Origin of the sequence: Psychrobacter sp. 1U1, assembly GCF_051847535.1 — a bacterium.
Classification (GTDB): domain Bacteria; phylum Pseudomonadota; class Gammaproteobacteria; order Pseudomonadales; family Moraxellaceae; genus Psychrobacter; species Psychrobacter saeujeotis.
This window is the reverse complement of the sequence record NZ_JBPYDD010000005.1, coordinates 319,571-344,710: the sequence shown is the minus strand read 5'-3', so window position 1 is coordinate 344,710 and position 25,140 is coordinate 319,571. Positions and strand designations below refer to the sequence as shown.

The 25,140-nt window shown below is 44.2% G+C and carries 22 protein-coding genes; 9 read left to right on the top strand and 13 right to left on the bottom strand.

Annotated features, from left to right (window positions below):
- The first annotated feature begins 275 nt into the window (after positions 1–275).
- A complete protein-coding gene (locus tag ACS8FB_RS10045) occupies positions 276–1,184 on the top strand; it encodes a viperin family antiviral radical SAM protein (protein WP_439262602.1) in 909 nt (302 codons plus the stop codon).
- Positions 1,185–1,496: 312 nt separating this feature from the next.
- Here the strand turns inward: ACS8FB_RS10045 and ACS8FB_RS10040 are convergent, their stop codons facing one another.
- The 4 genes from ACS8FB_RS10040 to ACS8FB_RS10025 form a co-directional block, all read right to left on the bottom strand.
- Positions 1,497–2,444, bottom strand: coding sequence for a DUF5996 family protein (locus ACS8FB_RS10040; protein WP_439262600.1), 948 nt, complete (start codon positions 2,442–2,444; stop codon positions 1,497–1,499).
- A 129-nt stretch (positions 2,445–2,573) separates the two neighbouring features.
- Complete coding sequence (locus ACS8FB_RS10035; protein ID WP_439262598.1) at positions 2,574–3,593, bottom strand: YhdH/YhfP family quinone oxidoreductase; 1,020 nt, start codon at positions 3,591–3,593, stop codon at positions 2,574–2,576.
- A gap of 53 nt (positions 3,594–3,646) precedes the next feature.
- A complete protein-coding gene (locus ACS8FB_RS10030) occupies positions 3,647–4,627 on the bottom strand; it encodes a zinc-binding dehydrogenase (protein ID WP_439262596.1) in 981 nt (326 codons plus the stop codon).
- Positions 4,628–5,030: 403 nt separating this feature from the next.
- Positions 5,031–6,008 (bottom strand): zinc-binding dehydrogenase, encoded by a 978-nt coding sequence (locus ACS8FB_RS10025; protein WP_439262594.1) that lies wholly within the window; start codon positions 6,006–6,008, stop codon positions 5,031–5,033.
- 611 nt (positions 6,009–6,619) lie between these two features.
- Between ACS8FB_RS10025 and ACS8FB_RS10020 the strand changes: the two genes are divergently transcribed.
- From ACS8FB_RS10020 to oppF, 5 genes are all read left to right on the top strand, one after another.
- Entirely contained in the window at positions 6,620–8,293 is a 1,674-nt protein-coding gene (locus ACS8FB_RS10020; protein ID WP_439262592.1) for an ABC transporter substrate-binding protein, read from the top strand.
- Between the two features lie 153 nt (positions 8,294–8,446).
- Positions 8,447–9,367, top strand: coding sequence for an oligopeptide ABC transporter permease OppB (gene oppB / locus ACS8FB_RS10015; RefSeq protein ID WP_058369054.1), 921 nt, complete (start codon positions 8,447–8,449; stop codon positions 9,365–9,367).
- A gap of 78 nt (positions 9,368–9,445) precedes the next feature.
- Positions 9,446–10,351: an oligopeptide ABC transporter permease OppC gene (gene oppC, locus ACS8FB_RS10010; RefSeq protein WP_439262590.1), complete on the top strand. Its 906-nt coding sequence runs from the start codon at positions 9,446–9,448 to the stop codon at positions 10,349–10,351.
- A gap of 12 nt (positions 10,352–10,363) precedes the next feature.
- The gene (gene oppD, locus ACS8FB_RS10005; RefSeq protein WP_439262588.1) at positions 10,364–11,512 is read left to right on the top strand and encodes an oligopeptide ABC transporter ATP-binding protein OppD; all 1,149 of its coding nucleotides are present in this window, start codon (positions 10,364–10,366) and stop codon (positions 11,510–11,512) included.
- 2 nt (positions 11,513–11,514) lie between these two features.
- On the top strand, positions 11,515–12,570 hold the full coding sequence (gene oppF, locus ACS8FB_RS10000; RefSeq protein WP_299218832.1) for a murein tripeptide/oligopeptide ABC transporter ATP binding protein OppF: 1,056 nt from the start codon (positions 11,515–11,517) through the stop codon (positions 12,568–12,570).
- On the opposite strand, the gene ACS8FB_RS09995 is transcribed toward oppF, so the two are convergent.
- The 8 genes from ACS8FB_RS09995 to ACS8FB_RS09960 all read right to left on the bottom strand — a co-directional run bounded on the left by ACS8FB_RS09995 (position 12,564) and on the right by ACS8FB_RS09960 (position 20,296).
- Entirely contained in the window at positions 12,564–12,815 is a 252-nt protein-coding gene (locus ACS8FB_RS09995; RefSeq protein ID WP_439262586.1) for a DUF2798 domain-containing protein, read from the bottom strand. The two genes, oppF and ACS8FB_RS09995, sit on opposite strands and share 7 nt — an antisense overlap.
- A gap of 119 nt (positions 12,816–12,934) precedes the next feature.
- Entirely contained in the window at positions 12,935–14,449 is a 1,515-nt protein-coding gene (locus ACS8FB_RS09990; RefSeq protein WP_439262584.1) for an MATE family efflux transporter, read from the bottom strand.
- Between the two features lie 372 nt (positions 14,450–14,821).
- On the bottom strand, positions 14,822–15,865 hold the full coding sequence (locus ACS8FB_RS09985; protein WP_439262582.1) for an NAD(P)H-dependent flavin oxidoreductase: 1,044 nt from the start codon (positions 15,863–15,865) through the stop codon (positions 14,822–14,824).
- 251 nt (positions 15,866–16,116) lie between these two features.
- Positions 16,117–16,494, bottom strand: a complete 378-nt coding sequence (locus ACS8FB_RS09980; RefSeq protein ID WP_439262580.1) for a DsrE family protein — start codon at positions 16,492–16,494, stop codon at positions 16,117–16,119.
- Between the two features lie 153 nt (positions 16,495–16,647).
- Positions 16,648–17,190 carry an acyl-CoA thioesterase gene (locus ACS8FB_RS09975; protein ID WP_439262578.1) on the bottom strand — a complete coding sequence of 181 codons (543 nt, stop codon included), beginning with the start codon at positions 17,188–17,190 and terminating at the stop codon, positions 16,648–16,650.
- A 48-nt stretch (positions 17,191–17,238) separates the two neighbouring features.
- Positions 17,239–18,411: a YheT family hydrolase gene (locus tag ACS8FB_RS09970; RefSeq protein WP_439262577.1), complete on the bottom strand. Its 1,173-nt coding sequence runs from the start codon at positions 18,409–18,411 to the stop codon at positions 17,239–17,241.
- A 186-nt stretch (positions 18,412–18,597) separates the two neighbouring features.
- Positions 18,598–19,629, bottom strand: a complete 1,032-nt coding sequence (locus ACS8FB_RS09965) for a YheT family hydrolase (protein WP_439262575.1) — start codon at positions 19,627–19,629, stop codon at positions 18,598–18,600.
- 70 nt (positions 19,630–19,699) lie between these two features.
- Positions 19,700–20,296: a YigZ family protein gene (locus ACS8FB_RS09960; RefSeq protein ID WP_439262574.1), complete on the bottom strand. Its 597-nt coding sequence runs from the start codon at positions 20,294–20,296 to the stop codon at positions 19,700–19,702.
- 223 nt (positions 20,297–20,519) lie between these two features.
- On the opposite strand from ACS8FB_RS09960, the gene ACS8FB_RS09955 reads away from it, so the two are divergent.
- Together ACS8FB_RS09955 and ACS8FB_RS09950 are read left to right on the top strand one after the other, a co-directional pair.
- Complete coding sequence (locus tag ACS8FB_RS09955) at positions 20,520–21,224, top strand: pseudouridine synthase (RefSeq protein WP_439262573.1); 705 nt, start codon at positions 20,520–20,522, stop codon at positions 21,222–21,224.
- Positions 21,225–21,623: 399 nt separating this feature from the next.
- Positions 21,624–22,700 carry a disulfide isomerase DsbC N-terminal domain-containing protein gene (locus ACS8FB_RS09950; RefSeq protein WP_439262571.1) on the top strand — a complete coding sequence of 359 codons (1,077 nt, stop codon included), beginning with the start codon at positions 21,624–21,626 and terminating at the stop codon, positions 22,698–22,700.
- A 115-nt stretch (positions 22,701–22,815) separates the two neighbouring features.
- Here ACS8FB_RS09950 and ACS8FB_RS09945 read toward each other — a convergent pair whose 3' ends face one another.
- On the bottom strand, positions 22,816–23,475 hold the full coding sequence (locus ACS8FB_RS09945) for a DUF2939 domain-containing protein (protein ID WP_439262569.1): 660 nt from the start codon (positions 23,473–23,475) through the stop codon (positions 22,816–22,818).
- Positions 23,476–23,870: 395 nt separating this feature from the next.
- Between ACS8FB_RS09945 and dnaJ the strand changes: the two genes are divergently transcribed.
- Positions 23,871–25,007 (top strand): molecular chaperone DnaJ, encoded by a 1,137-nt coding sequence (gene dnaJ, locus ACS8FB_RS09940; RefSeq protein WP_439262567.1) that lies wholly within the window; start codon positions 23,871–23,873, stop codon positions 25,005–25,007.
- The last annotated feature ends 133 nt before the right edge of the window (positions 25,008–25,140 follow it).

Genomic DNA, 25,140 nt, shown 5'->3' with positions numbered 1-25,140 from the left:
CGCAAATGAACGCAAATGAACGCAAATGAACGCAAATGAACGCAAATGAACGCAAATGAACGCAAATGAACGCAAATGAACGCAAATAATCAATTTAAACACTCAACTTTGTTGGGTGTTTTTTTGGTTGAAGAGTTCATTAATAAAAGACTCATGTTGCCTATAAGAAATTCGCTAAACTCTACAATGGCACTAATCTTGCTTGAAGCATTATTTATAAGTCTACAGTTGAACTCATAGACTAATATTATAATGGATTATAAGTGAGAGGATTTATGGGAATTAAACTAAACAATGAAAATGAGTTAGTAGTAAATTGGCACATTACAGAAGCTTGTAACTACAAATGCTATTATTGCTTTGCTAAATGGGGTAAACAAAAAAAAGAGATATTGAATAACGATAAATTAATCAAAAAACTGTTGGATGAAATTGAAACACTACCAAGTATTCTAAATAGGCTTTATTTAACAAGGTTTGATAAAATCCGTCTTAATTTAGTAGGTGGCGAAGTGTTTTTAAATACTAGCAAGGTAACAAAAATTATTCACTACGCTAAGCAACGAAAATTCAGTTTGTCCGCAATCACTAACGGCAGTAGATTGAACGAAGAGTTAAACAAGCTTATTGCAGATAATTTCGACAGCATCGGATTTAGCGTCGATTCATTAAATGAGCAAACAAACACGGAAGTTGGCAGAATTGAAAAAAACAAATCGATGAACATCGGCAAGGTTTTAGACGACATAGGCAGCATCAGAGATTTAAGCTCAAGTATTGATATAAAAATTAATACAGTGGTCAGTAGTTTGAACAAATCAGAAAATTTATCAAGTTTTATTGATAGAGTAAAACCTAACAAATGGAAAGTATTTAAAGTTCTACCAGTTAAAACGTCACAATATAATGTTTCTGAAAGTGATTTTTTAAAATTTTTAGATAGACATAAAGATTTCGCACATATTATCTCTTCAGAAGATAACGATGAAATGACTGACTCTTACCTCATGATTGATCCTGTAGGAAGATTTTTTCAAAACTCTTCCTTTGGTGAAGAGTATAACTATAGTCGACCAATTATAGAAATTGGTATCGATGAAGCTTTAAAAGAAATAGAGTTTAACGCTCAGAAGTTTCATAAACGCTACGAAAACAAACAAATTAAATTGGTAGAAGTCATGTAATGGTTAGAAACCGGCAGTACCCCAAAAGAGCACCGCAATCATCTAAAAATTATCCTCTAAACCAAACCTAACCCCGTACATCCACCACATAACGCCCGACCGTCTTACTCGCTATAAATCGATCTAAGTACTCAGGCGTTTACTCAAGGGTAATCTCTTCGCCATAACCCTCTAAATTATGTAGTTTCATATCGGTTGAAACGCGCTCCCAAATAGCTTTCTTACCGTCCAGTGGAATATAGACCGAATCGATACTGAGTAGGGGTCAGGTAATCCCCCGATTGGATGCATTCTATTGCACAAATCGCAAACTTAATGAATGGCGCGAGGAACTTTAGGTTTGCCAAGAGCACATTCCAGCGCGTCCCGATCCCAATCACCGAGATTTGCAGCAGCCTCATAAGTTGATTGTAAAAACGCCATAAGCGTGGCATCTGGATCGTCGCTCGTTCGCACAGCATCATAAGGTAGCAAAAACTCTCCAAGGTCTTTATCAAACCTTGCTTCTGCTGGTTCTACTTTTTGATCAGCAAAACCGTCTAGTCCCGGATAGGTGTAGGAGTAGAACATCGGCTCATCCACACCGCTACCACCTGGCCAAAATCCTGCAGAGGATACCTCATGGCTATAAGCCTCTTGCGCCACTTTATCTGGCAAGTTCGGAATACCTGCCGGGTGCAGAGGTGCAAGACGACCTGAAAACCGTGTGACAGCCAGATCGAACGATCCCCAGAACAGATGCGATGGTGAGACCTTACCGATAAATCCAGAGCGAAACTGAGTAAACACTCGGTCAATCTGGAGTAGGGCCGTGTGGAAGTTGGCAACGGCATTGGATTTATAAGGTCGAGTTTTAGTGTCTCTGATAAAAGGCGTTGCATCTTCCAGCTCGTTTGGCTGTCCATGAATATTAAAAGTTCCGCCTACCGCTTCGACGATCATTTTAGTTTGGGCATAGAAGCCTGCTACGCTCATGTCTTTGAGAGCAAATTCCTCTGAGCGTCCATCGTCAGATATCGCACGTAATTTATGATCACAAAAATCGAGTGTCAAAGTGATATAGCGATCACCATCTGGAACGGTTCCTGTCGATAAACCTTGCGGCGTGACATACAATGTTGTATGCCATGCATGATTAATCCATGGGGTATGCGATAATCGGTATTTACCAACGATCTGGCAGCATAGATGTAATAGTGTACAGGTCTCTTTCCAATCTTGATAAGGAATATCAGGCCAACTATCAACTGTCTGTTTCATAAAGTGCTCCATCGTTTAGGGCGTAACATTAAGTTTAATGTATAGCGTAAAATGATCCTTAACTAGCTTCATCCTAAAATAGTATTAAATTTAGCGGATTAATTATTACCTATCTTCTAAACCAAAAACCTAACCCTTTACATTTACCACATAACGTCCAACCGTCTTGCTCGCCATAAAGCGATCTAAGTACTCAGGCGTTTGCTCTAGGGTAATCTCTTCGGCATAACTTTCTAAATTAGGTAGTTTCATATCGGTAGAAACGCGCTCCCAAATAGCCTTTTTATCGTCCAGTGGAATATAGACCGAATCGATACCGAGTAGCGACACTGCGCGGGTGATAAAAGGTATGACCGTCATCGAAAACTCAGCGCCGCCTGCCAAGCCGCAAGAAGTAACCGCGCCGCCAGCTTTGGTTTGCTTGAGCAAGTTTGCCAAATAGTCGCCGCCGATGGTATCAATGGCGTTGGCCCACAGCTCACGACCGACAGGTTTATCGCCAATCTCATTAATGCTATCGCGATGACGGACTTCGCTTGCGCCAAGCTCTTTTAGATAGTCGCTTTGTTCAGGCTTACCAGAGAAGGCAATGATCTCATAGCCTAGTTGACTTAAAATCGCAATGCTGATACTGCCGACGCCTCCCGTTGCACCTGTGACCGCGACGGGACCGTCTGCAGGTTTTGCACCCATTTTTTCAAGCTTTTGCACACTTAAGGCTGCGGTTAGGCCGCCCGTACCGTAAATCATGGCTTCTTTTAGCGATAAGGAGTCTGGACAGGCGACCGCCCAATCGGCTGGGATAGAAATCATTTGGCTTAAGCCGCCATCGGTATCCATACCCAAATCATAACCGAATACGACGACTTCTTGACCCTCTGAAAAGGTGCCAGACTTGTCACTGATGACGATACCAGCGGCATCGATACCGGGGGTGTGCGGGTAGTTTCTAGTGATTCTTTTATTGCCCGATGCCGACATAGCGTCTTTGAAATTCAATGATGAATAATGCACTTCGATCAATAAATCGTTCTCAGGCAAATCACTGACGTTGCGCTGCTCAATACTTTTTTTAAATTCACCGTCGTTCGTTTCTTCGACAACTAAGGCTTTAAAGGTTTTATTATCAGCGTTTGTTTGATTGGACATAATATTATTCCTTTTTTATTACTTTTGGATTAAATAGGTTTTAAACACATATATTAAGGCTTAATCAATATCTTACCTTTTTTGTCTGACTGTACTTTTTCAGAGACCGCTGTTTGAATATCATCTAAAGGATAAATGCCGCCAGTAGGGAGTTTTAATTGACCGCTTGCCGCGCGCTCAATCAGCTCACGGGTTAGGCGCTGCATATCATCGCTACTAATCTCTTGCATCATATCGCTCGCCCAAAAGCCTTTTACCTGCGCCAAATTAAAAATCAGGTCACTAGGGTTAAGCGTGAGCGGTTTGCCAGACATGGCACCTAAAGATGCTAGCACACCGTGTTTACCTAGTAGAGATACCAGCTCGCCACCAGACTTGCCGCCGACCGCATCGACAGCGCCACTAATTTTGTCGTCACCAACGATATTTTTGACTTGCTCTTTCCAGTCATTGTTGTCGGTGACAACGTTGTTTTTGGTAATACCAAGATCGATCAGCTCTTGCTCGGACTCTGTACTGCGCACCAAATTAATCGTATTGATATTACGCTTAGGGGTGAGCATCGCCATAGATTCACCAACCGCGCCATTGGCAGCATTTTGGATGATCCATTGACCCGGCTTGATGTTTAAGAACTCAATGAGTAGCAGCGCACTCATCGGCATGGCGATAAGCTGAGCGGCCATTTCATCATCGATAGCGTCTGGTATAGGAATGATGCTTTGAGCTGGCGCGATAAAGTACTCCGCCCACGTACCTTGTACGCCTGATACGACGACGCGCTGACCCTTTTCAAAGCCTTTTACGTCTTCACCCAAAGCATCGATTTCCCCTACCGCCTCACTACCGCCCGTGGCAGGCAGTTCAGGTTTATTACCGTACTCGCCTTTGATGGTAACCAGATCATGGTTATGGATAGAAGATAAGATGGTTTTGATACGGACTTGGTTATTATTAGGTTCTGGAGTAGGGCTTTCGGTTACGCTAAGCACGTCAGAGGGTTTGCCAAATTCGTTGTAAGTTGCAGTGCGCATAGAAATATCCTTTTTATTATTTATAAGTTTGAGTACTTAAAGAGATATAAGCTTGATAACATAGTCAAATCATTTAAAACCGATACAGTGCTGTTGGAATGAATTTTGCGAAGCCTCTGAAGTGCGAAGCACACAGCAAGCGAGGAAAATTTATACCAGTAGCACGTAGCTAATAATGTATTGATTTTATTTAGTACTGACTATAATTTGCTATTTATAGACGATAACAACTCAGACTAAGCGTTCTCAACTTGATTTTGGTTACCTAACGTTGTTACTTGCTTATCATTGTAAATTCGATGAATGGGTTGCTATTATTAAATAAAAACATAAAAGCATAAAAAAATGACAGCATTCTAAGAAGAACACTGCCATCACTAATAGTTTTAGTATTGACTAAAGACTAAGGCTTCAAAAGCACTTTGCCTGTTTTCTCAGACTGCAATTTACCATCGACTGCTTTGATGATATCCGCCAGATCAAAAGTTGCTTCAACGGGCAGCTTTAACTTGCCATCAACGGCGCGCTCGATCAGCTCATCAACTAAACGCTGCTTGTTTTCGACACTCATTTCTTGACTGATTTTGCTGCCCCAAAAGCCTTTTAACGTTGCTTGCTTAAATATCATATCAGTAGGATTGAGCGCCATTGGCTTGCCTGACATTGCGCCAAAGACAGCAAACGTACCATAATGACCTAGCAATGACAGTAAATCACCACTGGCCTCACCGCCGACCGAGTCCACTGCGGCGCTGATGCTGTCATCGCCTATGATGCGACGGACTTGATCTTTCCAGTCGTCATCTGAATTATTGATATTGTTTTTGATACCGAGCGCGTCCAATTCTTCTAACGCATCGCTACTGCGAACCACATTAATGGTATTAACCCCGCGCGCAGCAGCTAACATCGCAAGCGATTTACCAACCGCACCATTGGCAGCATTATGAATGACCCATTGCCCACTCTCTACTTCTAAGAACTCAAGCAACATCAAGGCACTGAGCGGCATAGCGATTAATTGTGCCGCCATTTCGTCTTTTAAGCTGTCCGGTATAGGGAATATCATGCTGGCAGGCGCGGTAAAGTATTCAGCCCATGTCGCTTGTACGCTGGCTGCCGCAATACGCTGACCGACTTTTAGGTCTTTGACGTCACTACCGACAGCATCGATGATCCCCAAGGCTTCAGAACCACCGATCGCTGGCAGTTCAGGTTTGAAGCCGTATTTACCGCGAATGGTCAATAGGTCATGGTTATGAATCGAGGCGAGTATGGTTTTGACTCGCACTTCATTGGCCTTTGGCTCTGGAATAGGGCTGTCGCCAAGGCTTAATACCTCAGTCGGTTTGCCAAAAGTCTCATAAGTTGCGCTACGCATAATAAATCCTTTATTTTTTTTGATTGGTGAAAAACTACCAGCCACAGTAGCAAGTCGCGCGTGTCTATCGCAATATCAGTTTGGTTAATGAACGTTGTCATCGACTTACAATCACAAGGTAACGTCACTTCTATTAAGATTCAGACCAGACAGTCAAATAATACCCCTCTAAGCATTGTAGGCTATTGAAAAATTTTGACTACAATTCATAACAGAAGAGCAGTCTTTTGATGAAAGATCGGTTTTAAGCGATAAAAGCGATAAAGTTTGTGCAAAAACTCATAAATTGATAGGATTTTTTATCATTTTGACCTAATAGCATCATCGTCTTAAGAGACTCTTCCTACCTCATATTCTCTCCAAAGTCTTAAAAGCTGTTGACATTCATAACTTTTTTTATTATTAATGTTACCAATAGTTTTCTAATTTGTGTTATCAATAGGTAATAGTAACTGCTTACTTGGACCTAACAAGGTTTGGTTGAAGCGTTGTAATTACAAGGTAAAAGGTCGGAATATGACCTTTAATGACATAAATAATAGATACTAAACTTAAATGGATTTACTAAAAGATTGGGCAAGCTGCTTGCCATCTGCCCGATAGGATATCATATGACTTTCAACCCTACCTCCCTGCGTACTACCGTATTTTTACCCACCTCTCTTGTACTTGCTATGTTTATGACGGGCTGTAGCGACAATACTGCCAACACCAGCAATGCCGATGCTGCAGCTGACATTGACCCCAATGTCTTGGCTGAAACGCAAGAGCTAACCATCAATAACGGCACCGAGCCTGAGTCGCTAGATCCGCATAAAGTATCGGGCGTACCCGAATCTAATATTGGTCGTCAAATATTTGAGGGCCTGACCAATACCGATGCTGATGGCAAAACTATCCCAGCAATGGCAACCAGCTGGGAGAGCGACGATAACAAAGTATGGACGTTTAAACTGCGTGACGCCAACTGGTCAAATGGTGATCCGGTTACCGCAGAGGATTTCGCTTATAGTATGCGTCGTTTGGTCGATCCAAATACAGCGTCCCCTTATTCAAGCTATTTGGTTGATGCCAAAGTAAAAGGCGCTGATCAAATCGTCGCGGGCGCTGCTGGTACTGAGACGCTAGGCGTAGAAGCCATCGACGATAAGACGCTACAAGTGACACTAACAGAACCAGTACCGTACTTCCCCGATATGCTGATTCATAACTCAGTCAAACCAGTACATCAAAAGACCGTCGAAGAGTTTGGCGATAAGTGGACAGACCCTACTAATATCGTAGTCAATGGTCCTTATACAGTCAGTAAATGGCAGATCAATGACGAGCTGGTGCTGTCGCGTAATTCTGAGTATTATGATGACGCCAATACTACGCTTGATACGATTACTATGTTACCGATTCCCTCTAGCGTGACTGATGTATCGCGCTATCAAGCAGGTGAGGTTGATGTAACCTATAATGAGATTCCAACCGAGCAGTTTAACTCTTTGCAAACAGATTATGGAAAAGAGCTGAGAGTATCGCCTTACCTTTGTACTTACTATTATGAATTTAATACCGTAAAACCGCCTTTCGATGATCCTAAAGTACGCCGCGCTTTGGCGCTAGCCTTAGATCGCGATACTATTGTTGATAAGGTAATCGGCCAAGGCCAAACAGCAGCTTATCAGCTGACGCCTACTGTGACCAATGGTGATGTGGCAAACACGCCAGAATGGTCCAGTTGGGATCAAGACAAACGTATCGCTGAGGCCAAAAAACTACTTAATGAAGCAGGGTATGATGAGAATAATCCGCTTAGCTTTGAGCTACTCTACAATACCAATGACAACCATAAAAAGGTCGCGGTTGCTGCCACTTCATTGTGGAAGCAAGCACTTGGGTTTGTCGATGTCAATTTAGTCAATAAAGAGTGGAAAACCTACCTCGATACGCGCCGTAACGGCAATTATGAAATTGCGCGTGCCGGCTGGTGTGCGGATTACAATGAGCCTTCAGCCTTTTTAAATATCGCAAAATCTGACAATAGCGGTAACTACGGTAAATACAATAGCCCCAAATTCGATAGTCTGATGGCGCAAACCCTAAAACCTGGGGTCACCGATGCGCAGCGTGCAGATTTGTATCAGCAAGCAGAGGCTCAGTTGGATGACGATATGGGGCTGTTAAACATCTATCACTACGTCAGTCCGCGAATGGTTAAGCCTTATGTTATCGGATTTTCGGAGAATGATCCTTTGGGAAATTGGCAGGGCAAAAATATCTCTATTGCCAAACACTAGTCATTAAATCACCTTTATAAGTGAGCGCTATAAAAAAGATTTGTTCTGATTTATAGCGCTTGTCTGTTTGGACTTATAAATCTTGAAGGTCATTATTTCAAGAAAAATTTTAGAGATAGGAGCCTTTATACAAAGGTTCTATAAAGAGGTTCTATGCTAAAGCTCATCTTTCGGCGTATCTTAGAAGCCATTCCGACTATGTTTGTTTTGATTACCGTGTCCTTTTTTATGATGCGCCTAGCGCCTGGTAGTCCTTTTACGACAGAGCGCAACTTATCACCTGCGGTATTGGCAAATATTGAAGCCAAATATAATCTTAACGACCCAATGTGGCTACAATATGTCAACTACTTAAAACAGTTGGCAGTAGGCGACTTTGGGCCGTCTTTTAAGTACAAAGACTATACGGTCAATGAGCTGTTATCCCAGTCTCTACCCGTCTCGTTAGAGCTTGGGTTTTATGCCTTTGTAGTAGCGGTGGTACTGGGTTTGGCACTTGGTATTATCGCTGCACTCAAACAAAACTCGTGGCTTGATTACGTGCTCATGGCTTTTGCGATGACCGGCGTTGTGATTCCAAGCTTTGTCAAAGCGCCGCTACTCGTGCTTATTTTTGCCATCATTTTGCAGTGGTTACCGGCAGGTGGCTGGAATGATGGGGCGCTACAAAACCTTATCCTGCCCGTGACTGCGTTAGCGCTGGCTTATGTGGCAAGTATTGCACGGATTATGCGCGGCTCAATGATCGAGGTGATGAACAGCCAATATATACGCACCGCAAAATCTAAAGGGTTACCGATGCGTCAGATTGTGTTAAAGCATGCTTTGCGTCCAGCGTCACTACCTGTTATTTCTTATCTAGGCCCTGCTTTTGTGGGTATTATCACAGGCTCTATTGTTATCGAAACCATCTTTGGTCTACCGGGTATTGGTCAGTTATTTGTCAATGGAGCGCTTAATCGCGATTATGGTGTGGTGCTGAGTCTGACCATTTTGGTTGGCGTATTGACCATTGCTTTTAACGCTATTGTCGATATTTTATACGCCGTTATTGATCCCAAAGTTCAGTATTGATTGTGATCAAAAACGAGCCGTTATCTAGAGCGCACTGCCGCTTAACACTTCAAATGACAGATTATTAAAAGGACGACTATGAGCCTTATCGCAGACCAACCTATTGGCATGGCTGATTTGCCTACCAAAGAGATTAAAGGCCGTAGCCTTTGGCAAGATGCGTGGCGACGCTTTTATCAAAACAAAGCCGCAGTGGCCAGCTTTTTTATTTTATTGCTGGTCGGTGCTTTTGTGATATTTGTACCGATGCTAGCACCTTATGGGTATGCTGAGACCGATTGGAACTTTATGCAAGCGGCGCCATCGATTGAAAACCAGCATTATTTTGGCACCGATTCGCTCGGTCGCGACTTGCTCGTACGCACCGCAATGGGCGGACGGATATCTTTACTAGTCGGTATCGCAGGCGCAACGGTGGCAGTATTGGTTGGTACCGTGTATGGCGCAACGTCAGGCTATCTTGGTGGTAAAGTCGATATGATCATGATGCGCTTTTTGGAGATTTTGAGCGCCTTTCCGTTTATGTTTTTCGTGATTTTGCTAGTGACTATCTTTGGCCGTAACCTTATTTTAATTTTCGTCGCTATTGGCTTGGTGTCTTGGCTTGATGTCGCTCGTATCGTGCGTGGTCAGACGCTGAGTCTGAAAAGTAAGGAGTTTATTGAAGCCGCACATGTCGGCGGGGTATCAGGTTTTAACATTATTCTTCGTCATATCGTACCCAATGTGCTGGGCGTGGTCGTGGTTTATGCCTCTTTACTCGTGCCGACGATGATTTTATTTGAGTCATTTTTGAGCTTTTTAGGACTTGGTGTGCAAGAGCCAATGACCAGTTGGGGCGCGCTACTACAAGAAGGCTCACAGACGATGCAAGTCGCGCCTTGGCAGATTTTGATTCCGTCTGCATTTTTGGTCATTACTCTATTTTGCTTTAACTTTATCGGCGATGGTCTGCGTGATGCGTTTGATCCCAAAGATCGCTAGGAGGTCGACACTATGACAACTCAAAATATCAATACCGCCGCTCAAAACCATGCTAAAAATGATACTAAAAACAGTCCTCCTAAAAAAATAGTTTCGACCATTCGTGATGACAGTAGGGACGCGCCTGTAGATAGCCGCTCTGAGAAAAACAGCTTACTGACCGTCAAAGATTTATCTGTACAGTTTACGACAGAAGACGGTCTGGTGACCGCGGTAAATGGTCTAAATTTTAACCTCAATGAAGGGGAGACTTTAGGCATCGTTGGTGAATCCGGCTCTGGTAAATCGCAAACCGCCTTTGCCATTATGGGGCTGTTGGCTAAAAATGGCCGCACTCAAGGTTCGGTACGTTTTGAAGGTCAGGAGCTGCTAGGACTACCGCAAAAGGCATTGAATAAAATCCGCGCTGAGCAAGTCGCGATGATCTTTCAAGATCCGATGACCTCCCTGAACCCTTATATGAAAATAGGAGATCAGCTTGCCGAGGTTTTGATTTTACATAAAGGCATGAGTAAAAAGGCGGCTTGGGCTGAATCGATAAAAATGCTCGACGCAGTTAAGATTCCAGAAGCCAAAAAACGTATCGGTATGTATCCACATGAGTTCTCAGGTGGTATGCGTCAGCGCGTGATGATCGCTATGGCGCTCTTATGTCGCCCTAAACTGTTGATTGCTGATGAGCCAACGACAGCGCTTGATGTCACTGTACAAGCGCAGATTATGGTGCTACTCAACGAGCTTAAGCGCGACTTTGGTACGACCATTGTGATGATTACTCATGATTTGGGCGTGGTCGCGGGTATCTGCGATCGGGTATTGGTCATGTATGCAGGGCGAACCATGGCGTATGGCGAGACCGAGGAGATATTTTATACGCCGACGCATCCGTATACGATTGGCCTGCTCAAAGCCATTCCGCGTCTTGACGATAAAGGTGGTAAGCTTGCGACCATTCCAGGCAGTCCGCCGAACTTGCTAAACTTGCCGACTGGCTGTCCGTTTCATGAGCGTTGTCCGCACGCGATGGATATCTGTCGCGATGTGCCACCGCCGCTTGAGTTCTTACCGCATGAGCGTCAGCGCGCCTGTTATTGGCAGCCTGAGATGCAAGTGGATACGTCAGCAAAGAGCAATACCAATCTATTGAATTTGGAGGGTTAGGCATGACCACAGCGAATGTAGAGACCATTAACACGACCAGTCAAGCGCCTGATCCAACGCTGAACCAAACCCCACTATTACAAGTGCAAGATGTGCGCACAAGCTTCGCTATCAAGCGCAAAGGCTCGTACTTTTGGCAAAAGCCCGATACCTTAAAAGCAGTTGATGGCGTATCTTTTGAGTTGTTTGCCGGCGAGACCTTAGGCGTGGTTGGGGAGTCAGGCTGCGGTAAATCCACACTTGCTCGAACGATCATCGGACTGGTACGTGCCAATTCGGGTAGCATTAAGTTCAATGATGCTGAGATCGTGGGCGCCTCCAAAAAGACTATGAGAATAAAGCGCAAAGACATTCAGATGATCTTCCAAGACCCGCTGGCTTCCTTGAATCCGCGCATGACCGTCGGCGATATCATCGCTGAGCCATTGCGTACTTATTATCCAAAGATGAAAAAGGCGGAAGTGCAAGACGAAGTACGCGCCATTATGAAAAAGGTGGGCCTACTCTCCAATCAAATCAACCGCTATCCGCACGAGTTCTCAGGCGGTCAGTGTCAGCGTATTGGTATCGCGCGTGCACTGATATTGAAGCCCAAAATCATTATCTGCGATGAACCTGTCTCCGCCCTTGATGTCTCTATTCAAGCGCAGGTTATTAACTTATTGCAAGATATTCAAGAAGAGATGGGGCTGGCGCTCATTTTTATTGCTCATGATCTATCGGTGGTCAAACATATTGCCGATCGAGTGCTGGTGATGTATTTGGGTCACGCGGTTGAGCTTGGGGTGGACAAAGCAGTCTACGGCAATCCAACCCATCCTTATACTCAAGCGCTGATGTCAGCGGTGCCATTACCTGACCCTATCGCTGAGCGTAACAAAACCATTCAGCTGTTAGAAGGTGACTTGCCCAGTCCTATTCATCCGCCATCTGGCTGTGTGTTTCGCACCCGTTGTCCGCTCGCTGACGCAGAGTGCGCGCAGATCGAGCCAGTACTGGAGGGAACGATCAATCATAGGGTAGCTTGTTTAAAAAACAAGGTTGAGACTACTCAATAAAATTCAATCCGACTAAGTATATGCTCCTGCACCAGATACGCGCAAACATAAGCACTTGGCCAAGCGAATATAAATGCCAGCCCCCATGACCCCAGTAGATCAGCGAAGAAATGATCACTATAGCCTGTTTTGACCAGTATCAACGCAGTCGAGATAATAAGCGACATCATCAGTGCCATGAGTCCTGTAAAGACTAGGCGGTAGTACTTGCGACGCATGCGTATTCTAAGGGTGGGAAGAGCCATGATAATTTTAGTCCTTAATTTTTCATCATTTAATGAAAATTTTTGATGATACACTAGCGCAATTTTGGCTTAGTAAATACGTTACACCGGTAATCACAATTACCTGATTAACCTTGTAATCATGAACGCTGAGCAACCGCTCTTTTATCTTCAGATTGCTCCCATGACGTCGTCGGTGTCACATCACGGCACGCCGAACAAGTGCCTGCATGGGCGCGATAACCCTCGGTTGTTTGTGCCGCTTCCTCTTCAGGTAACAGCTTACCTTTACGCCAGCCGCCATACAGATACAATCCTGCTCCCATAAGCGCGGTCGCTACCATTCCCGCTGGAAACGATAGCCAAAGCGCGTCACTACCAAGGGTTGAATAAAATCCAAACGCGAAGCCAAGCCGCACAGGATACATTGAAATTACCATCACAATCAGTGGCCAGATTACATAGCCATTGGCACGCATGGTACCAAAAAATACCTGCGCTATGCCAAAAAACACAAAGCCCCATGTTGCCATCAGTTGAATATGACGCCCAATCGGTACCGCTGGACTATCACTACCGAGGAAAAGGCTTAAGACAGCTTCATCAAATATTGTCAGCGCTACGATGACAGCGCCTGTCAACACCACATTAAAGACAAGCCCCCAGTGAGTTATTTTTGCCACCCTATTCCATTGTCCTGCCCCGATGTTTTGCGCCACCATGGCGCTTGCTGCTGCACTGAGCGCCATTGCAGGCATCTGTACATAGGTCCAAAGCTGCTGCGTGGCACTATAAGCGGCTGTCGTCTGCACTCCCTCGCGGTTGATCAAAGAAAGCATCGTCAGTGCCGCTGACGAGATGACGATCATCTGAAGACCCATCGGCAGCCCTTTTGAAAACATTGATTTTAGAATTTCTCTATCTGCACGCAAAAACCGCAGCTCAGGCTTACTAAGCGCCAGCACAGAACCACGAAAATACATAGTGGTAAGAATGCCAATCAGCGCCAATGTATTGGCAACGGCAGTAGCAAATGCTGAACCAAAGATACCCCATTCAGGGAAGGGTCCGAGGCCCAAAATAAGCGTAGGGGTCAACACCAAATCAATAGCGACCGACATCGATATGAACCAAAGCGGCGTCGTAGAATCACCCGTACCACGTAACGCCATCATGATCAGCGTAAAGGTTAGGGTAACCGGCATAGCAACGAATATCATGCGCAGATAACTCAGAGCCAGATCCACAGCACTTGGCGGCGTCCCTAATAAATCAAGCAGCAGTGGCGCAAATATCCATCCTACAGCCGCGACCAACACACTTATTGGAATAATACTACCAAGCGCTGTACCCATGGTGCGTTTGACCACATCCTCATTGCGCTGACCCATGGCTTGACCGATTAAGATCGTTGACGCCATACCAAAGCCAAACACAAAGGATATCAGGATAAACATCAAGATATTGCCGTTTGCCGTCGCCGCCAGCGCTTCTTCACCCAAAAACCGTCCTACCCAAATAGCATTGATTGAGCCATTTAAGGATTGCAGCGCCGATGAGCCAAGCGTTGGCAAGGCAAACAGGAGCATCGTTTTGGCAATCGACCCTTGGGTAAGGTCACGTTGTTTACTGGAAGATATGTCTGTATTACTCAATGTTTATCCTTTGGCGCTATCTGGGGCTGACTAAACGAAACGCTTATCATAGACGAGAAAGCTTATGCCGTCTTTATTAGAGCTGTAAACCCGCGGCATGCTTTATGATCATTTGACTGTCATTTTTTATGAGATGGTCATACAGTTTACAGAGGAAGGTAAAAGTCAGTTATATGCCGATGAGCGAAGCGGTAAAAGAAACGCTGAAGAATTATAATTCGTTTCGGGAGGGGCCAAAGAGGTAGTTAAATAGTTATTTAAGTATAGATGGTAGGCTGGGTTTTTAACCCAGCATTTTCCTTGCAAAGCTAAAATTACAGTACAATTTTTTAACGCTTCTCAGGGTTAAAAACTGGGCCTACGCTAATTAAATTACAACTCTTTTACCAGTCGCTCTAGCAATTCAATCGTGCCTTCTTGTCTGACCAAAGCGACTCCTTGTCCTGCCCATAAAGACTGATGTTCTGCATCAAGAGTCTTTTTTGCATGGGCACGCAAGTCTTTGGTCATGGCATTTAATTGTGGGTAAGGCGGTAGCTCATGCGCGTTTTCAAATTGCGCAAAATCACGTAAATAATCATTTAATAAGCCGCGTGCCTGCTTACCTGAAAACAGCCGCGTTAAGCGTGTTTCGCTACTGCGATTATCTTGACTGGCATCGAGTAGCGCCTGTTTATAGGTAGCATTGATACCGCACTTATCTGTGGTCAAAAATGCCGTACCGATTTGTGCCAGCTCAGCCCCTGCTGTTTGAATTGCTTTGATGGCTTGCCCAGTCATAATCCCACCCGCAGCGATTAACGGAATATCGGTGCAAGCCCGCGTTTGACTAATCAGCGTCAATAATCCCATTGGATCGTTTGCGCTTTGTGGCAACCAACCACCGCGATGTCCACCAGCTTCTACCCCCTGCACGCATACTGCGTCAGCGCCAATCTCTGCCCATGCTTTTGCTTCCAATGGATGATTGGCGGTACCGATGACGCGTGTGCCTAGACTCTGTAAATGCTGCACTTGCTCGGCGCTGATAATACCAAAGGTAAAGCTGGCTACAGGGACGGGATTGTCATAGAGCACTTGTAGTTGATCTGCAAAGCTTAGCGCTGGTCGTTCAGGTAACGCCATTTCTATATTTTTTTCTTGATAGAAATTACTTAGCCAAGCAGGAATCTCGCTATCTAACGTACTGGAGTCATGCTCAGACAACACCATCAGATTGATCATAAAAGGGCGGTCGGTGAGCGATTTAATAGTGTCAATTTGCTTATCCAAAACATCTGGCGCCGTCGTGCCAGACCCCAATGATCCCAATCCGCCAAAGTTACTGACTGTCGCCGCCAGCTCGGGCGTGGTTGCTCCTGCCATCGGTGCTTGAATGATAGGGCAGGCTAAATTAAGAGTATTCATTAAGGTCATGATGGGCTTCCTTGTTATCTTATTATGAGATTTGCATGACTTACTTTAACAAAGCCAGACAGCTTGCATGTTAGATAATGTGTATTTAGTTGTTCAATAAAAGGAGCAAATTTTGGCTACAAGATTGTAGTTAAAATAGTTGACTACGGTTTTGTAGTTAAGTGATACGTCAAAAAATAAGCCAGTTCCCCAAACCATCAAAAAGACAGTTAAGAAAACCAGCCCATTTTCACAACTTCAATTCTTAAGTTTTAGTTCAACTGCAAAGACCCCTTCGCATTCATCAATAGCTCAACCACATCATCGCCGCTGATGACGGTAAAGCGCTTATCGATGTCTGACTCTTCCACACCGCCGTGTTTCATACAGGCACCGCAGACTAAGACGTTACCACCTTTCTCTACAAACGCTTCTAGCAAATCCTTAGCAGGGTCGAACGGATCGCCAATATCGACGTTATCCAAAGCGTTCGGCAATGCTAGGTGTACCGCGTCTACCATCAGTATCACTGATGCAGAGTGACCTTTTTTAAGCGCGACACCTGCCATCGTAAAGGCTAAAGTAATTTTGCCTGGGTTTGACTCACTATTATCAAATAGCGTTCCAACGTAATCCGTATTATTAACCATTTTATTTTCCTTATTAGACTGTATTTAATGGAATGTTCTACTCACTAATATCCTAACAATTATTATACGTATTTGTATAATGTAATGTTGTGGAATAGTAGTCTTAAGGTTAACTGGCTGCGAAAGATTATCAAAAATAAATTTACAGTTAGCCTAACCTAAAGGCGGCCATGGACGGTCATCATCACTCTCAACCCATTCGGCTACATAGCCAGTCGGCGGCATATCCCAATCAGATTTACCCATCGCATCCAGCACTTCTTGAGTCTCAATCACGCGCCCTTTGCTAGTGACGCCTGTCCGTAGTAGGGCAGACGAGCAGGGCTTGCCTTTCACCCACATTGATTGTTCCACGTAAATCCAGCGCTCATCAATAGCAGCGACGTGCGTCTTAATCGTGACCTTATCAAAAGCGCGAATGCGTTTGCGATATTGTACGGTGCTGCCAGCTACAACTAGCCCCCAGCGCTTATGCAGTAATTGTTTACCAAGGCCAGTACGAATGGCAAAATCAGTACGTCCCAAATCGAACAACGTCAGTACGCGACCATTATTCATCTCTAAAAAATTATCAATGTCCGTCAAGCTACAACGAATCTCAATCTCGCTGGTATCTGCTAAGTCTAGTTGATCGCCTTTTTTGTTAGCGATGACAGCCTTAGTGATAGATTTAGCATAACGAAAAAATGGATACATAACAGACTCTCAATAATTTAAGGATTAGGGTTATGATTTATTAGATTATTATTCATTGGAAGCATTGTTAGGTGAAGCGTTTTCAGGTGAAACATTATCAAGTGAAATATCGTTAGACGGAATGCCAATTGAGTGAAAAAAAGCGCTAACGGTTTCAGGTATCCAATTGATATCGAATTTTGAGGTCTTGGTTTTTTTACCATTCTTTTTCGATTGCTTAGAGCTTGATTTCACCGTGTCAGTCTGTTTGCTAGCTGAGCGATAACGCAGATAACCAATATGTCCACCATGCTCGGTATCAAGGATAGTGACGCTATCAGAGACATCGCCTTGAGTGGCGGTAAAGCCAATAAAGGGATCATCTTTGGCACTAATCAGCAGTAGCGGATGGGTAACATTTATTAAGTAGGGTAGAGCTGATGAGGAGTGGTAATAGTCGTTTTTGGAGCGATAGCCATGACGCGGCGCGGTAAAGATATTATCAAAGTCACTGATACGATTGACCGACTTGATAGAGGCAATTTCCTCTACGGTGATATCATTTGCCAGTGCTTTCTTGATAATTGGATTGAGTAAATACGGCGTATAAATACGATGACTCAAGAAACTATGCATACTTAGAGCAGCTGACGACATATCGACAGGAGCGGAGATGACCACGGCACCCTCGCATAGCGCTTCATCACCATATTCACCCATGTATTTTGCCAGCGCATTACCGCCTAGCGAGACGCCTACCGCATAGATATGGGCATATTGCTCACGTAAATTCTGCAGCATGTGATGCACCTCTTCAGTGTCTCCAGCATTATAAAAGACGCGCCCGTTGGCCGGAATACCGCCACAACTGCGAAAGTGTGCCACTACAAAGTGCCAGCCATCGTTATGCATTTGATAGGCCAATGCGCGCGCATAATGGCTATCGCTACTACCTTCCATTCCGTGAAATAGCACGACTAAAGGTGTTTGCTCAAGTGTACCGTCGTTCGCTGCTTCTATTGGATGCGCATCGTAGAAGTCATAAGCAATGTCAGTCTCACACAACGAGTCTTGCTTGACTACTCGCCGATACTTTGGCACTTCTGGCGCAAAAAACTTGGGCAAGATACTTTGCAGATGAGGATTAGTCAGCCAAAATGGTGGCTTAAAAGGAGCAGGAGCGAATGGCTTTGCGGTATTTGAAGGTTTTGAAGTTTGCTTTGAAGGTTTTGAAGTTTGCATAGGTCAGTCTTATATAAGTTGTTATCAAAAACAGTGACTTATCATACCGACTGGCAGGGTTAAAACCAATGGTTTTCAGTGAACGGATGGTTACTTAAAGATGGTATTAACTAGTCTAATATTTATGACATGGTTAAGGTCTGAGTAAAATTAATAGGAAGAGGATTGCCGTAAAGGGGAGTTATTTTACGCAGACGCAGCAGCGTTAAAAAACTGTAGCGCTATTTCTGGCACCCAATTGGTATCTAACCCTTTGTCTTTCCAACGTACAAAGCCAATGTGGCCACCATGCGCCGGCTCGTATAATATCACGCTATTTGAGACATCACCTGCCGTAGCGTTAATACCTAAAAAAGGGTCGTCTTTAGCCGTGATAATCAGGGTTGGTTTGCTAATTTTATATAGGTGCGGCATCGCCGAGGCTTGACGATAGTAATCATAAGGCGATCGGTAACCCAAGCGCGGCGCGGTAAAGGCCTCATCAAACTCCTGAATGCGCTCGCTGGCAGTAATTTTATTGAGCTCTGTAACATCTAACCGTTGACTCAAAACTTTGGTCAGCATGGGGTTTAGTAAATAGGGAGTGTAGAGCCTGCGACCTATCAGATTTTCCATTGCCGTAGTTGCTGATGCCAAATCAAGGGGCGCCGATACCACTGCTGCGGCTGCACAAATGGCATCATCACCATAATCTGCCATATAACGCGCCAATAAGTTGCCCCCCAGCGAGACGCCCACCGCATAGATAGTTTCGTAACGCTTGGCCAGTACTTCCAGCGTATGATGGGTCTCTTCGCTATCACCAGCATGATAGACCACCTCATTAGACATTGGTACGCCGCCGCAGCCACGAAAATGTCCTACCACAAAGTGCCAGCCATTATGCTCGACATAAGTGGCTAACGTTCGAGCATAATGGCTGGCACTACTGCCCTCCATCCCATGAAATAAGACTATCAATGGCGTTTTATAACGTTGATTGTGTTTGGGTTGTGGCTCACTATTATCGATGAAATCATAAGCCACCTCGCTGATTTGATGAGAGTCTAGTATTAGCTCGCGACGATAGGCAGGATTGTGCTTGACAAGAACAGTAGGCAGGATGGTTTGTAAGTGGGCATTGCTGAGCCAAAAAGGCGGCTCAAAAGGCTCAAAGTTAAAAGTATTACCATTAATAATAGGCGGGGTTTTTAATTCTGCTAGGTTATGTATTGACATGGCAACTCTCTTGGTTTGATGTAGGTCGTGTCCACATTTTGTTGCTGTTTATTCTTAAAAGTAGCGGTAATTACTTATCCTCTAGCACCCGCCCATCCATTGCCAGACGCTCTTTTAAACGCTCAATATCTTGTTCAGCAATAGTCACGGTTAATGTAACCTGCTTGCTATAATTTACGTCATCAATACTACCGTTTAGGCTTTCTACTATATAACGACATTGCGCTTCAGTCGCGAACTCCGCTAGTATCTGTACTTGCGTCATTGGTACGTAAGGGTGCAGTATCATCTCATCCACTGCCGCTTGCGCAGAGCCTGCATAAGCACGAGTCAGGCCGCCAGCACCCAGTTTAATACCACCAAAATAACGCACCACAATAATAATGACGTTACCGATGGACTTGTGTTGTAGGACGTTTAGAATCGGCCGTCCTGCTGTACCGTTAGGCTCTCCATCATCATCAAAGCCTGCGCTCGTTGTATTATCAGGGTCACCGATGATATAAGCCCAGCACCAATGCCGCGCATCAGGATATTGTTCGCGCAGCTGTTCCACGTGAAACATGGCTTGTTCTCGCGTGGTGACCGGATAAGCGTAAGTAATGAATTCAGATTTCTTGATTTCAAGACGAGCAGTGATGGCTTTTTGCAGGGTGTGATAACTCATATAATTAATCCAATCTGAAATTAGACATAGTGCCACTAAAAATAAATTTTGCGTAGCCTCTGTCTGCGTAGGCACAGCACGCAAGAAAAAATATTTTCAGTAGCACGTTAGCCCATATCGCAGTTTTGTTTTTAGCGTCTATATTGTTTTGATGATACACCTAGGTTTAGATGGGATATGTTAAACTTGCCTCACTATAACAAAACTAATGGTAGCAAATAGTATGCGTTTAGATAAATTTATTAGTAAAGCCACGGAACTGTCGCGCAAAGAATCCAAAAAAATTCTGCACGCAGGCGAAGTCACCGTCAACGACGAAGTTATCAAAGATCCTGGTGTACATGTCGATATCATTAACGATGATGTCATGTGGGTAGGCGAACCACTGTCAGTGGCGACAGGCAATCGTTATATTCTATTGCATAAGCCAGAAGGCTTTGAATGTACGTTAAAGGCTAAAGAATACCCTATCGTCACCGAGCTGATCGCAGTACCAGAATTGGGCAGTTTGCGTATCGCTGGACGCCTTGATGTGGATACTACTGGGGCGTTACTGATGAGTGATGATGGCGGTTGGCTACATCGGGTGACCAGTCCTAAACACGAACATGCAAAAGTCTACGAGTTGACCTTAGCAGATCCGATGGACAGCGAGGCGCAAGAAAAAGCTATCAAAAAGGTCGCTGAAGGTATTTTGCTAGAAGGGGATTACGAGCCGACTAAACCTGCGACACTCGAGTTCATTGATGAGATTCATGCTCGTCTGACGTTAGAGCAAGGCAAGTATCATCAGGTCAAACGTATGATGGGTTATTTCGGTAATAAGGTCGTTGAACTACACCGCGCCAGTATTGGTCATATTACATTAGAAGGTTTGGATAAAGGGGATAGCCGCTTTTTGACAGAAGAAGAAGTCGCGAAATTCTAGACTTTATGTAGCAGAAAAGTTGCCTCATACTCTTTCCAACATCCACTCGTAAAAAGCCAGTTACCCAAAACAACTATCAGCAGCAGGCACCGTATCGGTCGTCTGTTTGCTGATGTTGCCTGTCTCTTAAAGCTGGGTAGCAGTTTTGCAAAATAAAGCACTCAGCGCTTATCAAGTGCTTATAAAAATCTGCCAATGTGCTACAGTCTCAGCAGCTTAATTAATCTACTTTTTTACATAGTGTTGCTGTTTTCAATATAATCTTCTAAATATAGTTTCTTGTTTTAAAATTAAGAAATAAAGAACATGAATTAAAGTTCTTAATTAAAAGACCTTAATTGAAGAAAATTTAGAAGTTTTGATTCAGTAATCTACTACGAACTTGATAGGACAACGCTTGTGAAACGACCTGTATTAAAATTTGCTAGTCTTATTAGTACCATGTTATTAGTGACGACTGCCTGCGCTGAGCCAACCGTTAAGAACTCCATAAGTAAAAGTACGAGTCAAAACACTAGCCAAAACGCAAAGAATACAACAGCAACTGGCGAAGTTGGTGCTGCTATCGATAGTCAGCTACGCCAAGTGCTGACCCAAGCTGGTATTAAGACGCAAATTACTTCTATTTCACCATCTAATTTACCTAACATGTATCAAGTTGATCTTGCTGGTCAAACGCCATTACATATTACTGCTGATGGCAAATACGTTATCCAAGGCGAGCTACAAAAGAACCCAAGCAAGCGTGTCGTGACCAAAACCCCAGCGCGTAGCAATAGTGCGCAAATAGGTATGCCAGTAAGCGCTGCGGTCAAATCTGCGGTACTTGCTAATATGAATGAGCTCAAAAACATGAGCGCTAAAACACCGTTCTTTTATACCGCGGTACCGGGCGTGCTTTGGGGCGCGACTTTAGAGGGCGTGCCGTTTTTATTATCCGATGACGCGCAATATATTACAGATGGTGAAATATCCGTCATTGAGAATGGTCAGTTTACCGGACTGGATGAAGAGTTTGAAAAGCGTAAAAACCAGTCGGTGTTTAAAACCTTAGATGACAAACAACTAATAACCTATCCAGCAACGAGCGCTGAGAGAGCCGTTATATATGTAGCCGACGATGTCAACTGTCCTTATTGCCGCAGATTGCATCAACAACTACCGATGCTCAATGCAAAGGGCGTAACCGTAAAAGTCATCGGCTATCCGATATATGAGCAGTCACCGGCGCAAATGCGTGGTATTTGGTGTCAGGCAGATGATAGCAGTCGTCGCAAGGCATTTGATAAAGCCATGCTAACGGGTGCGATGACACCTGCATCAGCTAGCTGTAGCGCAGATTATGTGACACCGAACCGTGAAAAGGCAGCTGGACTGGCCGTTATAGCCACGCCTGCAATCTACCGTGAAGATGGGGTGCTCTATCAAGCCAGTTTTGAGAGTCCTGAGTTCTTAGAGTTCTTGGGAGTCAAGTAGATACCTCTGTCATTCTTCTTAAAGAAGATCGTCAATAAAAACCGCCTTATAAACTATGTTTATAGGGCGGTTTTTTATTGTATTTTATTCAAGATTTACGGCAGGACTAAATAACTTACGGCAACACGACATCTACGATTTTCCAGTCGATAAGGCCTTCACGCTGCATCTTTATAGTAATCGGGTAGCCTTTGACTTGACCACTAATGGTAAAGCAATTAAGACCACAATAGTTTAAGGTCGGCTTATCGCTGTCTGTCCCTTGAGCTGCCTGCTGCTCTAATTGGGCGGCTTGCTGATTCATCATCTGCTGCACTTGTTGTTTGACTACGATATCAACATCACCGCGATGAATAATCAAGTCCTGGATAAGGTTTTTAAGATCAATTTGATTGCTAGAGATTGCCCAAGCGGCGGCAAGCTCTTTGGTCGCAGTATTGGCTTGTCCTTGAGTATTGATCAGCCTCTCGATATTTTGCGGAGTAACTGCGCTATCTACTGCCTGCACAATAAAGCTATTAGCCGCTTTTGCCAGAGGCTCACCGCCAAGCTCTGCAACTAATGGGTACTGATTCATTGTATTGGAAAATCTACTGGTCAGTTGGGTCTTTATATTGGGCCGTACTCGGTCGTAATTGATGGCAGCCGCAATAGTCGCACCATCTTTATCATCATAAGCATTTTTGAGCTGATAGGCGCTGTAATAAGGCGAACCTGCATAAATAGCGACTATAATGACGACCAATAATGTAAACAGTGTTATAAGCTTTTTCATTGATTGGGCTACCTTTTAGCGGACTTGATATTATCAATATGGCGATAAATACTAGCATGACTTTGGTCAATATAAGTGTGAAAATGTTACGTAGGTTTGCTGCCTGAGTAATGACTATATAAGCGTTGATACAGCAATCAATAATTTAATAATTTAATAATTTGGTAACTTGATAAATCAACTTAGGGTCTCCATTAATAGCGCAAACATATATTAATTGATTTGGTTAAAGCAGCACACCGCCATTTTAACTCGCAATTTTCATATACTTCCTACATTTTTATCATATAGCTAATGTTTCATGTGAAACATATGCAGATGCCTAATTGTAAGAATTAACATGGTGGTTGATGAATTTGCCCGTTGGCGTGACTGTAATGACGAGAGGAGAGCCCATGAGTAAGCGTGATTTTTATGAAGTATTAGGCGTCAGTAAGACTGCAGATAGCAAAGAGATCAAACGTTCATACCGCAAGCTGGCAATGAAGTATCATCCCGATCGTAATTCTGATGATCCTGAAGCTGAAGAAAAATTCAAAGAAGCGTCCATGGCATATGAAGTCTTGAGCGATGCAGACAAACGCTCAGCCTATGATCGTATGGGTCATGCTGCCTTTGAAAATGGTATGGGCGGTGGCGGCTTTGGCGGGGCAGGCGCAGGTAACTTCCAAGATATCTTTGGCGATATCTTTGGGAACTTCGGTGATATCTTTGGTCAGTCACGCGGCGGCGGCGGCGGGCGTTCACGCCGTGGTTCTGATCTGCGTTATGTAATCGAGCTGACACTAGAAGAAGCAGTACGTGGCTGCAAAAAAGAGATCAGCTTTACTGCACCAGCCCCTTGTGATACTTGTGATGGTAAAGGCGCAAAAGACGCCTCTGATGTGGTTACGTGTCAGACCTGTCATGGTCAAGGTCAGATTCGTATGCAGCAAGGTTTCTTTGCGGTACAGCAAGCTTGTCCACATTGCGGTGGCACGGGTAAACAGATTAAAAACCCATGTCCTGACTGTCATGGTGATGGCGTCAAAGAAAAGTCACGTACGCTAGAAGTTTCTATTCCAGCAGGGGTCGATGATGGTGATCGCGTACGTCTGGCTGGTGAAGGCGAAGCGGGCGGGGCAGGCGTGCAAAACGGCGACTTGTATGTTGAAGTACGCGTCAAACCGCACAACGTCTTTACTCGTCAGGGTGCGGATCTGTATATGGATGTGCCTGTTAGCATTACTGATGCAGCGCTTGGTAAAGAGGTCGAAATCCCCACTTTAGATGGTAAGGTAAAAATCAAAGTTGCTGAAGGGACACAAAGCGGTAAGCTATTACGCGTGCGCGGTAAAGGTGTCACACCTGTACGTACAACGATGCAGGGTGATTTGATTTGCCGAGTGGTCATCGAGACGCCGGTGAACCTAAATCGTGAGCAAAAGGACTTGCTACGCCAATTCCAAGATACGCTCGATGATGATAGCAAACATCAACAGTCGCCACATAAAAAATCATTCTTTAAGAAAATTGGCGAATTGTTCGACTGATAGATTGTGCAACTGATCGTTTGGCTTAATCAATCAATCTAAATATTTTAGCCCAATAGTTTCACGTGAAACTATTGGGCTTTTTAGTGGCTGTATAAAAAATAATTCATGCTATGATATTTAGTATAGGTTA

Bases quoted from the DNA above. Each gene is read 5' to 3' on its own strand.
- ACS8FB_RS10045 (WP_439262602.1), top strand. From the start codon at position 276: ATGGGAATTAAACTAAACAATGAAAATGAGTTAGTAGTAAATTGGCAC.
- ACS8FB_RS10040 (WP_439262600.1), bottom strand. From the start codon at position 2,444: ATGAAACAGACAGTTGATAGTTGGCCTGATATTCCTTATCAAGATTGG.
- ACS8FB_RS10035 (WP_439262598.1), bottom strand. From the start codon at position 3,593: ATGTCCAATCAAACAAACGCTGATAATAAAACCTTTAAAGCCTTAGTT.
- ACS8FB_RS10030 (WP_439262596.1), bottom strand. From the start codon at position 4,627: ATGCGCACTGCAACTTACAACGAATTTGGCAAACCCTCTGACGTGCTT.
- ACS8FB_RS10025 (WP_439262594.1), bottom strand. From the start codon at position 6,008: ATGCGTAGCGCAACTTATGAGACTTTTGGCAAACCGACTGAGGTATTA.
- ACS8FB_RS10020 (WP_439262592.1), top strand. From the start codon at position 6,620: ATGACTTTCAACCCTACCTCCCTGCGTACTACCGTATTTTTACCCACC.
- oppB (WP_058369054.1), top strand. From the start codon at position 8,447: ATGCTAAAGCTCATCTTTCGGCGTATCTTAGAAGCCATTCCGACTATG.
- oppC (WP_439262590.1), top strand. From the start codon at position 9,446: ATGAGCCTTATCGCAGACCAACCTATTGGCATGGCTGATTTGCCTACC.
- oppD (WP_439262588.1), top strand. From the start codon at position 10,364: ATGACAACTCAAAATATCAATACCGCCGCTCAAAACCATGCTAAAAAT.
- oppF (WP_299218832.1), top strand. From the start codon at position 11,515: ATGACCACAGCGAATGTAGAGACCATTAACACGACCAGTCAAGCGCCT.
- ACS8FB_RS09995 (WP_439262586.1), bottom strand. From the start codon at position 12,815: ATGGCTCTTCCCACCCTTAGAATACGCATGCGTCGCAAGTACTACCGC.
- ACS8FB_RS09985 (WP_439262582.1), bottom strand. From the start codon at position 15,865: ATGACCTTAATGAATACTCTTAATTTAGCCTGCCCTATCATTCAAGCA.
- ACS8FB_RS09980 (WP_439262580.1), bottom strand. From the start codon at position 16,494: ATGGTTAATAATACGGATTACGTTGGAACGCTATTTGATAATAGTGAG.
- ACS8FB_RS09975 (WP_439262578.1), bottom strand. From the start codon at position 17,190: ATGTATCCATTTTTTCGTTATGCTAAATCTATCACTAAGGCTGTCATC.
- ACS8FB_RS09970 (WP_439262577.1), bottom strand. From the start codon at position 18,411: ATGCAAACTTCAAAACCTTCAAAGCAAACTTCAAAACCTTCAAATACC.
- ACS8FB_RS09965 (WP_439262575.1), bottom strand. From the start codon at position 19,629: ATGTCAATACATAACCTAGCAGAATTAAAAACCCCGCCTATTATTAAT.
- ACS8FB_RS09960 (WP_439262574.1), bottom strand. From the start codon at position 20,296: ATGAGTTATCACACCCTGCAAAAAGCCATCACTGCTCGTCTTGAAATC.
- ACS8FB_RS09955 (WP_439262573.1), top strand. From the start codon at position 20,520: ATGCGTTTAGATAAATTTATTAGTAAAGCCACGGAACTGTCGCGCAAA.
- ACS8FB_RS09945 (WP_439262569.1), bottom strand. From the start codon at position 23,475: ATGAAAAAGCTTATAACACTGTTTACATTATTGGTCGTCATTATAGTC.
- dnaJ (WP_439262567.1), top strand. From the start codon at position 23,871: ATGAGTAAGCGTGATTTTTATGAAGTATTAGGCGTCAGTAAGACTGCA.